9 protein-coding genes and 1 tRNA gene are annotated in these 14,227 nt (G+C 39.4%); 6 read left to right on the forward strand and 4 right to left on the reverse strand.

The annotated features are described in order from the left end of the window. Window positions 1-9: 9 nt before the first annotated feature. Both PKC55_RS06575 and PKC55_RS06580 read right to left on the reverse strand, forming a co-directional pair. On the reverse strand, window positions 10-1,821 hold the full coding sequence (locus PKC55_RS06575) for a RagB/SusD family nutrient uptake outer membrane protein (RefSeq protein ID WP_291123925.1): 1,812 nt from the start codon (window positions 1,819-1,821) through the stop codon (window positions 10-12). A 12-nt stretch (window positions 1,822-1,833) separates the two neighbouring features. Beyond that, the gene (locus tag PKC55_RS06580; protein ID WP_291123923.1) at window positions 1,834-5,004 is read right to left on the reverse strand and encodes a SusC/RagA family TonB-linked outer membrane protein; all 3,171 of its coding nucleotides are present in this window, start codon (window positions 5,002-5,004) and stop codon (window positions 1,834-1,836) included. Between the two features lie 531 nt (window positions 5,005-5,535). Here PKC55_RS06580 and PKC55_RS06585 point away from each other — a divergent pair. From PKC55_RS06585 to PKC55_RS06610, 6 genes are all read left to right on the forward strand, one after another. Continuing rightward, complete coding sequence (locus PKC55_RS06585; protein WP_291123921.1) at window positions 5,536-6,093, forward strand: hypothetical protein; 558 nt, start codon at window positions 5,536-5,538, stop codon at window positions 6,091-6,093. A gap of 256 nt (window positions 6,094-6,349) precedes the next feature. Continuing rightward, window positions 6,350-7,756 (forward strand): glucuronate isomerase, encoded by a 1,407-nt coding sequence (gene uxaC, locus PKC55_RS06590; RefSeq protein ID WP_291123919.1) that lies wholly within the window; start codon window positions 6,350-6,352, stop codon window positions 7,754-7,756. A 109-nt stretch (window positions 7,757-7,865) separates the two neighbouring features. Further along, window positions 7,866-9,020, forward strand: coding sequence for a DUF4861 family protein (locus tag PKC55_RS06595; protein ID WP_291123917.1), 1,155 nt, complete (start codon window positions 7,866-7,868; stop codon window positions 9,018-9,020). 28 nt (window positions 9,021-9,048) lie between these two features. Continuing rightward, on the forward strand, window positions 9,049-10,086 hold the full coding sequence (locus PKC55_RS06600; protein WP_291123915.1) for a sugar kinase: 1,038 nt from the start codon (window positions 9,049-9,051) through the stop codon (window positions 10,084-10,086). A gap of 162 nt (window positions 10,087-10,248) precedes the next feature. Further along, entirely contained in the window at window positions 10,249-10,923 is a 675-nt protein-coding gene (locus PKC55_RS06605; protein WP_291123913.1) for a bifunctional 4-hydroxy-2-oxoglutarate aldolase/2-dehydro-3-deoxy-phosphogluconate aldolase, read from the forward strand. Window positions 10,924-10,932: 9 nt separating this feature from the next. Then, window positions 10,933-12,369, forward strand: coding sequence for an MFS transporter (locus PKC55_RS06610; protein ID WP_135104503.1), 1,437 nt, complete (start codon window positions 10,933-10,935; stop codon window positions 12,367-12,369). Window positions 12,370-12,469: 100 nt separating this feature from the next. Here PKC55_RS06610 and PKC55_RS06615 read toward each other — a convergent pair. Together PKC55_RS06615 and tyrS are read right to left on the reverse strand one after the other, a co-directional pair. Beyond that, window positions 12,470-12,540 (reverse strand) — tRNA-Gln (locus PKC55_RS06615). Window positions 12,541-12,575: 35 nt separating this feature from the next. Then, on the reverse strand, window positions 12,576-13,868 hold the full coding sequence (gene tyrS / locus PKC55_RS06620; protein ID WP_291129774.1) for a tyrosine--tRNA ligase: 1,293 nt from the start codon (window positions 13,866-13,868) through the stop codon (window positions 12,576-12,578). Window positions 13,869-14,227: the final 359 nt, after the last annotated feature.

Below are 14,227 nucleotides of genomic sequence, written 5' to 3' on the forward strand. Positions count from 1 at the left end.
TCCTGATTTTTAATATAGTGGATTATTCGGTAATAGATTCGGGTTCTTACCTATTTCACCACCAGGTATAGGTTCGTAATATTGTATTATATTGAATGTGTACCCTGTACGATGAGGCTCTTCCGCCTTCTTAAATATCCATTTATTCTCATTGATGATATAATATGGATAAAGGGCATGGTAGCGTTTCTCTCTTATTTGTTCACCTATTCTCCAACGACGCAAATCCCACCAAGTCTGGTTTTCGAAGGCTAATTCACATTGACGCTCTGTTCTGATTTTATCTATTGTCAATTCAGAAAGGTTTAACGAGTTGTCGCCACCCCTGCTTCTTATCTTGTTGATCTGAGCCAAAGCATCTGCTTTCATTTCGCCTGTTCCCAATTCAAATGCAGCTTCTGCCCTATTAAGGAGTACCTCTGCATATCGAATATCAATCCATGCTTGAGTAGACTTCCAAAGATTTGCTTCAGCAACACTTACTTTATAATTGTTGTACTTCCTCATGTGCAAGCCAGTAGGACTGGATGGCGATGCAGCTGTACCAATACCATCATACCCTATAATGTTGTATTCTTTACCATTGGTCGCTTTATATTTTGCATAAATATCATTGGTTCTTATCGGCTCTGCTGTAAGGCTATAATTCTCATAGAGTCCGGCCTGGACATCAACCACTTTCCCTCTGAAAACTTCTCCCGGGAAGAGGGCTATTGCTCTCTGACGTGGAGCTAATGTAGTCAACAGGTCTTCTCTTGCATTGAATTTTATAGGATTGCCTTGCGTGTCGTTTACCTTTACTTCTCCAAGCATTTCAACAACATCTAATGTAGGGCAAAGAGCACCCGCATAGCTACTCGAACTAGACCGTGGCGAAGCAAATGCATCCCAGCTGTGACGTGATCCCTCTACATTGTCCATATAAACGAAGTCTTTTATAAACACGTTTTCGGGGCTATTCGTATCCAAGAATACATCTACATAGTTTTGCACCAGATCAGGATTTTTTTGATACAGATCATAATGACCTTCAAGCAACTTAGCGGCATCGTAACTCTGCTTAAAATAATCTGTAGCTCTACCTTCAGGTATACCAACCAATCCGGCATCGTGAGCAGGAGTTCCTACAAAGTAATCCTTTCCATATTTAGCGATAGAACCGGCAAACAACATAGCTCTGGATTTCAATGCAGCAGCAACATATTTATTGGCTCTGCCGGATACGCTTCTCTCGGGTAAGTGATCGACAGCCCATTGCAAGTCTTCGCTAATAAAATCATAGACAGCTTCTTCCTTATCTCTCGGAACTCTCAGTTCCTCAATGGTTTGTTCAGGATATGATTGCAATTCTTTTACGATAGGTACTCCACCATAGCGTTTTACCATTCCAAAGTAATAATATGCCCGACAAAAACGAGCCTCAGCCAACCACGCATTCACTTGCTCTTCGGTATACTTTGAAGCATATTCTCCCAAGTATTTAAGAAAATAATTTGCATTACGAATATCTGAATAAGGCCAGTAACCAAAGCCATTCCCGTTTATATCCCACTGTCTGAAATCATTTGCCTGAAGCCATTCTCCTGTATTTGCTCCTAATCCCCAGAAAGCTGTAAACTTATTAAAGCCTTCTGTTCTGTTATATTTGAAGTCCTCAATGGGCAACTCACTATACAAACGTGTCAAGTAGGCTGTTACACCCGATTCTGAGTTGAAGATATCTTTATCAGTCAATATATTAGGGGGATCAACTTCGAGATCGTTACAAGCAAAGAATCCTCCAACAACCAAAGCCAATAATAAATATTTTAATTTTTTCATAATAGTATATCTTTAAAAAGTAAGACTAAAGCCGACATTATATGTACGAGTTAATGGATACATATAGCCATATAAGTCATTTTCGGGTTTATCATTAGCATCTGCTCCTCCGCCCGGATGCTCCGGATCGATATATTTCAACCCTGTAAGAGTAAACAGGTTATAAGCATTTACATAGATGCGGGCATTGCTTACCCCAACCTTTGTTGTCAGTTTTTTAGGCAATGTATAGCCAAGCTCTATAGACTTCAGACGCAAATATGCCGCATTCTGAACTGCTCTTGTACCTTCGCCCCATGCCGACCCGTTACCTGTCATCGGGAAGAATCCAGAAGTCCATTCTGTATTCGGATCATAAACATCGGCATTAGGATCTGTCGGATGCCAACGATCCATAAAGAAATCTAAGGTGTTCTTATCAAACGCTAATGGCACATTTAACATTTCGTAATATCTTGTCCACGACTTAGCTGTTCCCTGAAATAGCATATTTATGTCTATCCCTTTATATTCAGCAGCCAGAGTAATACCATAATTTATATAAGGCAATTCTCTTGTGGCAATAGGAGTTTCGTCCCAACCATCAATAACACCGTCTCCATTCAGATCTTTATAGTAATAATCTCCCGGCAATGTAGCATGATTTCCTCCGCCTGCATTGACGTCATAATTAAGGATCTGGTCGTAAGAGGTAAATTGTCCGCCATAGGTTTGTCCCCACCAGATATTTTTGTAACGATTATTGTAATTACCTTTCCAATGTTCGTATGAGTTACCTGCACGTCCTTGCTCGAAATAGTCGTTTTTGGTACGAGTAAGCGACATGTTCGCAGAAACATTATAAACAAAATCACTAACTTTATTTCTGTGAGTCAAAACAACCTCATATCCCATTGTTTTATCACTATTCAGGTTCTCCTGAGGAAGTTTAGCTCCATAAGTTCCCGGTAGTGAAAGTAAACGGTCTGTAAACAGCCCTTCTCTTTTTCTGATAAAATAGTCATATTGGAAACCAAGTAAACCATCCCATAGGTCGATATCTACTCCAATATTAAATGTCTTAGAGGTGTACCATGTAAGGTATGTATTGGCTATACCACGGAATCCGATACCATTAATAAACTCACCTCCAAATACAGCACCTCCCGAAGGATAATCATATCCGGTAAGGAATTGATAATTTAATGCTCCGTCATCACCCATTTCACCATAGCTGGATCTGATCTTCAGATTATTAATAAAAGATAGTGGCTCAAACTCCTTCACAAACTTTTCTTCCGAAATTCTCCAACCGGCAGATGCAGATGGGAACCATCCCCAACGACCATTTGAACTAAATTTGGATGAACCGTCACGTCTGAAGCTGAATTCGAGTAAATATTTTGACGCATAATCATAGTTAATACGACCTACAAAACTTTTTCGCTGCTGATCATAAAGTCCTCCTGCATCCATACCTGCAATCTGACCGTCTGCATCACCCGCAAACAGGTGTAAAACCTCTAAGGAAAGATTACGTTGTGCATTGAAGTTGTCTCCTTCATTACCACTTTCTTCATAAAGGAACAACGCCTTCACATTGTGTTTTTCGAAGAATGTACGGTCATAATTCAAAGACAACTGCATCAAATTTGAAATATTTTTACCAAATCCGCGTGCAACTTTAGACGGTGTATTTTTCACATACTCATTATATGTATCATTTCCTGTATCATACTTGTAAAGTGAGTATGTTCTCACATAATTCTTCCAGTCATTATCTTTATAGTCGTAGCTATACATTGCTTTTGCCGAAAGACCTTTCACTCCGGGTACATCAAAGATCAATGCCAAAGATGACTGAAAAGAACGTCCTTTATTATTAAAGTATCCCGACTTGTTAGGGTCCATCAATAACAACGGGTTTTCGTCCGTTTCGGCTGTAGGATACAATGGATTGTTATTGGCATACATCGATTCTGTCGATTTTGCCAACCATGTATTCTTAATCAGGTTCCAAGAACCGCCATTGATATCGTTGCGTTCGTCCATCATACCCGCTACCCTGAATTCACTTCTCAAAAAGCTTGTAATCTTAGCATCAACATTGGCTCTTACATTCCACTTATCATAATTCGGATATTTAGTCTTGGTTATACCATCCTGTTTCATATATCCAAGATTAAAGAAGTATGATATATTTTTAGAAGATCCCGCCATATTCAACGAGTGTTGAGACTGAGGAGTTATATCTCTCATAACAGCACCTCTCCAATCGGATGAAACACGAGTACCATTATTGAAAGCTTCAAATTCGCTCTCTCCATACGGAAGTGGTACAGGGTTAACATAGTTATTGTTGAAATTTCTTCTTGATGCCTCGTTCTTCAATGTCATATATTGAATTGCATCAGTACTGTTAGGAAAACCAATAGGTTGCTGGAATCCGAAGTTAGCCGAATATGTTATATCAAACTTACTGCCTTCCGAGTTTCCTTTTCTTGTAGTGATAAGGATTACACCGTTAGCTGCACGTACACCATAAATAGCGGCAGACGCATCTTTAAGCACCGATATACTCTCTATTTCGTTCGGGTCCATTCGAGCAAAGTCGTCACGCGGCACACCATCTATTACTACCAAGGGGTTTCCTAATCCTCGGATATCGAACCGGTTATTAAAGCTACCGGGCTCGGAACTTCTCTGAACAACCCTCACCCCGGGAATCTTTCCGGTCATCATGTTCACTAAGCTCTCATTTTTTGTTGTACTTATTTCTTTATTATTTATTGCAGAAACAGCACCTGTGAGGGTAGTCTTTTTTTGAGTTCCGTAACCCACCACTACAACCTCATCTAAAACTTGACGATTTTCTTCTAGTATTATAGACAGATTATTCTGATTATTTACAGGTACTTCTTTCTTACTGAATCCTATATATGATACAATTAGTACATCATTTCGGGAAGTTTCGATACTAAACTTACCGTCAACATCAGTCATTGTTGCTTTTGTAGTACCTTTGATGGTAACGGATGCTCCTATGATCGGATCATTTGATGAATCATATACAGTACCCTTTGTTATCTGGGTTTGTGAATATGCCAAAAGCGACATAAAAATAAATAAGAGAAGAAATAGAAACCGTGTATGCAAGTTCCTGAATCTTTCTTTCGGAATTGATTTTTCTTGATATTTTTTCATAATCTATTTATTGTTTTTCAAAAAAACGGTTAAACAATTTTCATTACAATTTTAAGGCTCAGTCAGGAGGTGTTTAATAAGAACATACTAAAAGGAGATTTTTAAGGTTATAAAAATATGATTAGTCGTTAACGTTCGTCAAAGTAAAAGAGGAGTACTTAAAAAAGCAGAAGAATAAATGTTAGTTCTGTATTAAATATTTATTAAAATGCATTTAATTAGAATTAAGTATCCTTTTATGACTGTATCTTTCTCATTAGTAAGCAATACCAAAACCGACCAATTTTCTCAAATCAGTCTATTTTATTATTAAGTATAGTCTCTTGCTATCATATACGAGAGGAACATCTGAGCATTTTAATTCAATAAAGGCATTTATCTCTTCTAACTTCTTATTTATAGAGACAAAAATAATCAAATGCTTCATAGAATAACTTCTTTTGAGAAATTAAAGAATGTAAAGCAGATACTATGAATTCTTTCCTGATAACAAAAAATATAATATCTTAGAACCTAATTAACGACATATTGATGAATATAGACAAGATATCGGAAGAAAGGCTTTTTCAGAACAATACAAAAGAAGAAATAATTCGCTGGTGCCGCCAATTGCAGTTTTTCCATTACATGCGTTCGCGTGGAGGACACAACTGTGAGGGTGATTCGTTCTGTGTTTACTTCCAATATGACAACAGAGAAGACTTAATTGCTAAACTTTCGCAGATAGGAGTAGCCTTAAATGCCTTGCCGGAAGGAGCAATTGCTTTCGATCCGTTAGAATCGTATTCTATCCATGATCTGGACAAACTTAGAATAGTAATACCACACTTCTGTGATTTGGAACAGCCTCAATACGTAGAGATATACGGATACAAGGCGCATGTGTGGGTAATGAACAACGGTTTCGAAATTTCGGTATCAGGTAATAAAGACGAACAAACATATAAAGTCTCAGAAGAAGACTTCGAAGTATGCCTTGCTCTGGAAAAAGAATTTGACAAACTGGGATGGGGATCAATCTTAGACGAAGAGATCAAAAATCAAACTCATTGCATATCCAAAGAGAAGTATCCTGAATTATTCGAATAAACATCTAATATTTTACGTACACCATATTCTACGGAGGAGTGCGATATAAATGTTTTAAAACATTTTTCAGCCATCAAAAACTTTATAACAATCTATTATATTGCTATTTATCCTATACAGTATAAAATATGTGTGCGCACACATATTGATTAGTTATCATTAATAGTTATATTTGCAATAATTTGTGTGTGCGCACACAATTAATAAATGAAGTTAACTGGCAAACCTGATTCAAGAAAATAAAACCATAAAGCTCATGAAACACTTTCTAGATGACAATTTTGTATTGCAAAATGAAACAGCTCAGCAGTTATATCACGAGCATGCTAAATCCTTGCCTATTATAGACTACCATTGTCACCTCGATCCTAAAATGATTGCAGAAGATTATCAATTCGACAATCTGGGAGAGATCTGGTTGAGTGGAGATCACTACAAATGGCGTGCAATGCGTACAAATGGCATTAGCGAAAGATTTTGTACAGGAAAAGACACCAGCGATTGGGAAAAGTTTGAGAAATGGGCAGAAACCGTACCCTACACCATGCGTAACCCACTATATCACTGGACGCATTTGGAATTAAAAACCGCATTTGGGGTTACCAAGTTATTAAAACCTGAGACAGCAAAAGAGATATATGATGAGTGCACGGCAAAACTTCGCACACCCGAATTCTCAGCTCGGGGATTGATGAAGCATTACAACGTTGAGGCTGTATGCACCACAGATGATCCTGTAGATTCATTAGAATATCATGTAGCCTTAAAAAATGAAGGCTTCCCTATAAAAGTACTCCCCACATGGCGTCCCGATAAAGTAATGGCAGTAGAAGTGCCTCATGTATTTCGTACCTATGTAGAGAAGCTATCTCAAGTTTCGGGGATATCTATCAGTAACTTTACTGACTTAATTACAGCTCTTCGCAAACGCCACGACTTCTTTGCCGGTGTAGGCTGCAAACTCTCCGATCACGGTATGGAAGAGTTTTATGCCGAAGACTATACTCAGAGGGAAATAGAGGCTATTTTCAACAAAGTATATGGAGGCAAAGAGCTGTCACGGGAAGAGATCATCAAATTCAAATCTGCCATACTCGTAGAAGGCGCAATCATGGATTGGGAAAAAGGCTGGACTCAGCAGTTTCATTACGGTGTCATCCGAAACAATAATACGCGCCTGTTTAAGCAAGCAGGAGCAGATACAGGATTCGACTCCATGGGCGATTTCACAGTAGCTAAAGCATTGTCAAAGTTTCTTGACAGACTGGACGTTGACAACAAATTGACTAAAACAATCATATATAACCTAAACCCGCGCGATAATGATATGATTGCAACCATGATTGGCAACTTTCAGGATGGTTCTGTTGCAGGAAAAATACAGTTCGGATCTGGCTGGTGGTTCCTCGACCAAAAAGCGGGGATGGAAGCTCAAATAAACTCACTATCAAATCTTGGACTACTGAGCCGCTTTGTAGGCATGTTAACAGACTCCCGAAGCTTTTTGTCGTACCCTCGCCACGAGTATTTTCGTCGTATACTATGCAACCTCATCGGAACAGATATTGAACAAGGGTTACTCCCCTATTCTGAATTGCCGTTTCTGGGCAAATTGGTTGAGGATGTATCATATTACAATGCCAAAAATTTCTTTAAATTCTAAAGGTCAATCTTAAAATATAAAATCGGACTGATGGCGATATGGGCACTTTCACTACTGACAAGTTATATTAAACCTTAAACAGATATTGTAAACTCAAAAAACAATAGAAATGAAGAAATTATATCTCATAATACTATCTACGATATTCTTATTAGGCTGTTCCGAGAAGGATGTTATAATTACGATCGAAAACCCGACGGATTTTGATCGGATGACAGAATTGGTAGAAATACCCATTGATAGCATCAAGAATAGGATTGTGGTATCAGATAGTCTGGTTTATATCATTAAAACGACCGAAGGTGAAATTATACCTTCGCAAGTGACATACGACCGTAAGATTATTTTTCAACCACAACTAAAAGCAAACGAGTCAAAGTCATTTATGATAGAAACGGGGGAGGTTCAGCACTTTACACCAAAAACCTTCGGACGGCTTCTTTCGGGACATAAAGATGGCTTCGTTTGGGAAAATGACCGTGTGGCGTTCCGTATGTATGGTCCTGTCGGTATTGAAACAGATAGTCCCGGAAATGGTATAAATATCTGGTACAAACGCACCAATAACCTTATCATAGACAAATGGTATAAAGAAGATACCTCTGGAACAATATCTTATCAAGAAGATCCGAGCGAGGGACTCAATGATTACAAGACAGGATATAGCCTTGGAGCAGGTGCTATGTCTCCGTACGTAGATAGCAAACTTTGGCTGAACGAAAACTTCGTATCAGAAGAACTGCTTGATAATGGGCCTTTGCGCACAACATTCAAATTGACTTATAATAACTTGAATATAAACGGACAATCAGTCGCCGAAAGCAGAACAATATCTTTAGATGCAGGCTCTCAATTATCAAAAGTTATTCAGGCATACACCATAAAAGAAACAATGCCTGTAGCTGCCGGCTTTGTTAAACGAGAAAAAGGAGATTCAATTATCAGCTCTTTAGACAAGAAGTATATTATTTACGCCGAACCAACAACACCCAAAACGTCAGGCGTATATCTAGGACTTGTTTTTCTTCAAGGTATGACAGAAAGCAAGATAGACACGTATGAGATAATTAATCCTGTAACAAACAAAAAAGAAAGACAAACCCATGTTCTGGGAGTTACAGCCCAACAACCCAACATTCCGGTAACATATTATACAGGTTACGGTTGGTCTGAATTTGGATTCCCTATGTTGAGTGACTTTGAGCGATATATCCAAACCTTTTCGGAAGGGTTAAAACATCCATTGATAATTAAATATAACTAAACGCTAGAATATTATTAGAATCATAACAATGAAGAAAGTTGTAACATTCGGGGAAATCATGCTACGCCTTAGTGCTCCCGGATATCAAAGATTTATACAGTCAACAAGCTTGAACGCTACATTTGGAGGGGGGGAGGCCAACGTAGCCGTATCACTATCTAACTATGGTATTCCTACCGACTATGTAACCCGCCTACCTGAGAATGATATTGCAGAATGGTGCATCTCTGATCTGAGAAAGTACAATGTAGGTGTTCAGAATATTATACGAGGAGGTGACCGTGTCGGCATTTATTATCTGGAGACAGGCGCAGTTGCCCGTGCTTCGAAAGTTATTTACGACAGGGCTAATTCTGCTATGGCAGACATAAAACCGGGAATGATAGACTGGGAAGAAGTATTTAAAGATGCCCAATGGTTTCACTGGACAGGCATCACACCGGCTCTATCGCAAGGAGCGGCAGATGCATGCTTGGAAGCGATCAAAATAGCAAACAAAAAAGGTATTACAGTTTCTACAGACCTCAACTACAGAAAAAATCTCTGGAAATATGGCAAGTCAGCCTCTGATATTATGCCGGCTTTGGTTGAAGGTTGTGATATCATTTTAGGCAATGAGGAAGATGCTGAAAAGGTTTTCGGTATCAAGCCCGAAGGTTTTGACGTAGCACATACCGCAGGAGATGTGGATGCTGCAGAATTTGAGTCGGTATGCACTCAGTTGAAGAAACGCTTTCCACGTGCTAAGAAAGTGATTATCACATTGCGTGGATCCATTAATGCAAACCATAATACATGGGGAGGTTGCTTATATTCCGATAAGCTTTATCAATCGAAAAGATACGACATCACACACATCGTTGATCGTGTGGGCGGAGGAGACTCTTTTATGGGTGGGCTTATCTACGGACTTATCACCTACCCTTCTGACGATCAAAAGGCACTCGATTTTGCGGTTGCAGCATCATGTCTGAAACATACGATATATGCGGATTACAACCTTGTAACAGTAGCCGAAGTAGAGAACCTGATGAAAGGGGATGGCTCGGGTCGTGTTTCAAGATAAAGATTGAAAAAATAAAAAATAGTAAACAACTAAAATATGAACAGCAAGCGGGTATGATAACTCGATCCATTGTTTTTATTGATATATATGTAAAACATACCTGCTTGCTCGTTCATGCTCTTTGATACAATACCTTTTAATTCTAAAATAAAACGACTATAGATGGCACGATTTTCAAGAATAAAAACCTGTCAGGTAATGGCAGAGACAGGAATGGTTCCTGTTTTTTATCATAGGGACCTCGAAACCTCCAAACAGGTACTCAAAGCTTGTTATGAAGGAGGTGTAAGAGTATTCGAGTTCACCAATCGAGGTGATTTTGCGCATGAAATATTCGGAGAGCTTAATAAGTGGGCAGCTAAAGAATGCCCCGAAATGATATTGGGTATCGGATCGGTTGTCGATACCGGTACAGCATCTTTGTTTTTACAGCTTGGAGCCAACTTTGTGGTAGGCCCATTATTAAATCCCGACATATTCAAAGTGTGCAACCGCAGGCAAGTAGCGTATATTCCCGGTTGCGGATCGGTATCTGAAGTCGGTTATGCTCAAGAGTTGGGAGCAGAAGTAGTAAAAATATTTCCGGCAGGTGATGTGGGAGGTCCTTCTTTTGTGAAGAACCTAAAAGCTCCGATGCCATGGTCGAATATTATGGTGACAGGCGGAGTAGAACCCACAGAAGAAAATCTGACGAAATGGTTTAAAGCCGGTGTTACTTGTGTCGGTATGGGCTCAAACCTATTCCCGAAAGAGATTATCGCAGCAAAAGATTGGGGTAGAATAACGCAAATGTGTAAGATGGCTCTTGAGATAATAGCTAAAGCAAAAACAATATAAAAACACCTTATGAATACCGGAAAAACAAAAATGACAAATTACAGGTGGACCATCTGCCTGATGCTTTTCTTTGCTACTACGATCAACTATCTCGACAGACAAGTACTATCCCTTACTTGGGACGAATTTATAAAACCTGAATTTCATTGGGATGAAAACCACTATGGAACAATCACTTCCATGTTTTCTTTTATATATGCAGTCTGTATGCTGTTTGCAGGTCGCTTTATCGACTGGATGGGCAGCAAAAAAGGATTCCTTTGGGCTATCGGAGTATGGTCGGTAGGAGCATGCCTTCATGCTGTCTGCGGACTGGTTACCGAAGCACATGTCGGTCTGCATAGTGCAGCAGAATTGGCTGCGGCAACAGGTGATGTTGCTGTAGTAATCGCCACATTCAGCATGTATTGTTTCTTACTTGCCCGCTGCATTCTGGCCTTGGGCGAGGCAGGTAACTTCCCGGCTGCAATCAAGGTTACGGCCGAATACTTCCCGAAGAAAGACCGGGCTTATGCAACCAGCATCTTTAATGCCGGAGCATCTATTGGCGCATTAGTCGCACCACTGAGTATCCCTTTGCTGGCAAAGTGTTGGGGATGGGAAATGGCTTTTATCGTAATCGGAGCATTAGGCTTTATTTGGATGGGGTTTTGGATATTTATATATGACGCACCGGCAAAGAGCAAGCATGTAAATGAAGCTGAGCTGACATATATAGAACAAGACCGAAATGAAGAAGGCATTATAGATACCGGAAAAGCGGAGGATGAGAAGAAGATACCTTTCTGGAAATGCTTCTCTTACAAGCAGACATGGGCTTTTGCAGCAGGCAAATTCATGACCGACGGGGTCTGGTGGTTCTTCCTCTTCTGGACACCTTCATATCTGAATACACAGTTTGGCATAAAGACCTCCGAAGGATTGGGTATTGCATTGATATTTACACTATATGCAATCACCATGCTTTCTGTTTTGGGAGGAAAATTACCAACCATCATTATGAACAGGACAGGAATGAATCCATACGCCGCACGCATGAGAGCGATGCTTATCTTTGCTTTCTTCCCGCTGGTTGTATTATTTGCACAACCGCTGGGTACTATTTCGCCGTGGCTACCTGTCATAACCATTGGTATAGGCTGTGCAGCACATCAATCGTGGTCGGCTAATATTTTCTCTACCATAGGAGATATGTTCCCGAAAGGAGCTATTGCATCCATCACAGGGATAGGCGGTATGGCCGGAGGAATAAGTTCTATGATCTTACAAAAGTCTGCCGGAAAGCTATTTGTTTACTCAGACGAAGTACAGCTTACATTTATGGGATTTGAAGGAAAGCCGGCAGGATACTTTATTATATTCTGTATATGTGCTTTTGCCTATCTTATAGGTTGGGTTATAATGAAGAGCTTAGTTCCTCATTACAAACCAATCACTGATTTATAAGGTTTTAATTTTTACACACTAGGTCGATTAATAAAATGAGGCTATTCTAAAAAGAGGAAGAGGCTGTCCCCCAGAAAAAAGGACAGCCTCTTTAGTTTTGTTGTCTCACTAGGATTCGAACCTAGACAGGCAGATCCAGAATCTGCAGTGCTACCATTACACCATGAGACAATATTACTTTTGCGAGTACAAAAGTAATAATTATTTTATTTTGCGATCAACAGGAAGTAATTTTTCTTCCCTTTTTGTGCTATTATATATTTTCCGGCTATAAGAGATGAAACATCAATAGCATCGTCAAAGTTTTCCAGCTTCTCTTTATTGATCATTACACCTCCCGCTTGTACAGTCTTGCGCATTTCTCCCTTCGAAGGAAAAACAGCAGCTTTCTCTGTCAACAGATCAACAGCCTTGATTCCTCCTGCAAGCTCATCTTTCGAAATATCAAATGTGGGAACACCTTCAAACACCTGAAGGAAAGTTTCCTCGTCCAGCTTCTTCAAAGCATCAGCAGTAGCATTCCCAAATAGTATGTTTGAAGCTTCCACTGCTTGATTGTAATCCTCCTCAGAGTGAACCATTATAGTTATTTCTTTAGCAAGACGCTTTTGCAATGCTCTGAGATGAGGGGCTGCTTTTTGCTCAACAACCAAACCTTCTATCTCTTCTTTATCGAGTGCTGTAAATATCTTGATATATTTCTCTGCGTCTTCATCGCTTACATTCAACCAAAACTGGTAAAATTTATAAGGAGATGTATATCTTCTGTCGAGCCATACATTGCCCGATTCTGTCTTACCGAATTTAGTACCATCGGCTTTAGTTATCAGAGGACAAACAAGGGCAAAAGCCTCTCCTCCCGCTTTACGGCGAATAAGCTCTGTTCCTGTGGTGATATTTCCCCACTGATCGGAACCTCCCATCTGAATACGACAACCCAGTGTCTGATATAAGTGAAGAAAGTCGTAACCTTGCATCAACTGGTATGAGAACTCAGTAAAAGACATTCCTTCCGAAGACTCTCCGTTAAGACGTTTCTTAACAGAATCTTTAGACATCATATAGTTCACTGTGATATGCTTTCCTATGTCGCGGATAAAGTTCAGGAAAGAGAAATCTTTCATCCAGTCATAGTTATTTACCAATAAGGCTGCATTGGGTTTGTCAGACTCGAAATCGAGAAACTTAGCAAGTTGCTTTTTCAACGATTCCTGATTATGGCGGAGAGTTGCTTCGTCCAATAGGTTACGTTCGGCTGACTTCATAGAAGGGTCACCGATCATACCTGTAGCTCCTCCGATGAGAGCTATCGGGCGATGTCCTGCACGTTGAAAATGCTTCAAAATCATTACGCCCACCAAGTGTCCGATGTGCAATGAGTCGGCTGTAGGGTCGATACCCACATAGCCCGAAGTTAATTCTTTTTGCAGTTGCTCTTCCGTACCCGGCATGATTTCATGGATCATACCTCTCCATCTTAATTCTTCAACAAAATTCATCGAATCAGTTTTATTTATGTACTATGTAACTAAATTTTAGTTAGTGTGCAAAAATACGACCTTATTCCGAATAGAAAAAAAGTTATTACAAATAATTTAGTATCCATACTTTACTTCTCTTTATTTAATAATTACATTTCTAAGATCAGTGAGGAATAAAAGGTGACAATTCCCTAAAACAACATTACTCTATATAACAGTACCTTAACCCTAAAAAGGTGACAAAAGTGACACTTTTTACCTCATTTATTTCTGTCACCTTTTTATTGAACCTCTGTTCTTATATAGATAATTTTTTAGGGTACTTGATAATAATGAACTCCAACAAAAAAGAAGGCTCACAAATAATTTGTGAACCC

The sequence above is a fragment of the Dysgonomonas sp. genome (assembly GCF_035323175.1).
In the GTDB taxonomy this organism is placed as follows: domain Bacteria; phylum Bacteroidota; class Bacteroidia; order Bacteroidales; family Dysgonomonadaceae; genus Dysgonomonas.

Excerpts from the sequence above, each read along its gene's own strand:
- PKC55_RS06585 (WP_291123921.1), top strand. The coding sequence starts at position 5,536 with ATGAATATAGACAAGATATCGGAAGAAAGGCTTTTTCAGAACAATACA.
- PKC55_RS06600 (WP_291123915.1), top strand. The coding sequence starts at position 9,049 with ATGAAGAAAGTTGTAACATTCGGGGAAATCATGCTACGCCTTAGTGCT.
- PKC55_RS06610 (WP_135104503.1), top strand. The coding sequence starts at position 10,933 with ATGAATACCGGAAAAACAAAAATGACAAATTACAGGTGGACCATCTGC.
- PKC55_RS06575 (WP_291123925.1), bottom strand. The coding sequence starts at position 1,821 with ATGAAAAAATTAAAATATTTATTATTGGCTTTGGTTGTTGGAGGATTC.
- PKC55_RS06595 (WP_291123917.1), top strand. The coding sequence starts at position 7,866 with ATGAAGAAATTATATCTCATAATACTATCTACGATATTCTTATTAGGC.
- PKC55_RS06580 (WP_291123923.1), bottom strand. The coding sequence starts at position 5,004 with ATGAAAAAATATCAAGAAAAATCAATTCCGAAAGAAAGATTCAGGAAC.
- PKC55_RS06605 (WP_291123913.1), top strand. The coding sequence starts at position 10,249 with ATGGCACGATTTTCAAGAATAAAAACCTGTCAGGTAATGGCAGAGACA.
- tyrS (WP_291129774.1), bottom strand. The coding sequence starts at position 13,868 with ATGAATTTTGTTGAAGAATTAAGATGGAGAGGTATGATCCATGAAATC.
- uxaC (WP_291123919.1), top strand. The coding sequence starts at position 6,350 with ATGAAACACTTTCTAGATGACAATTTTGTATTGCAAAATGAAACAGCT.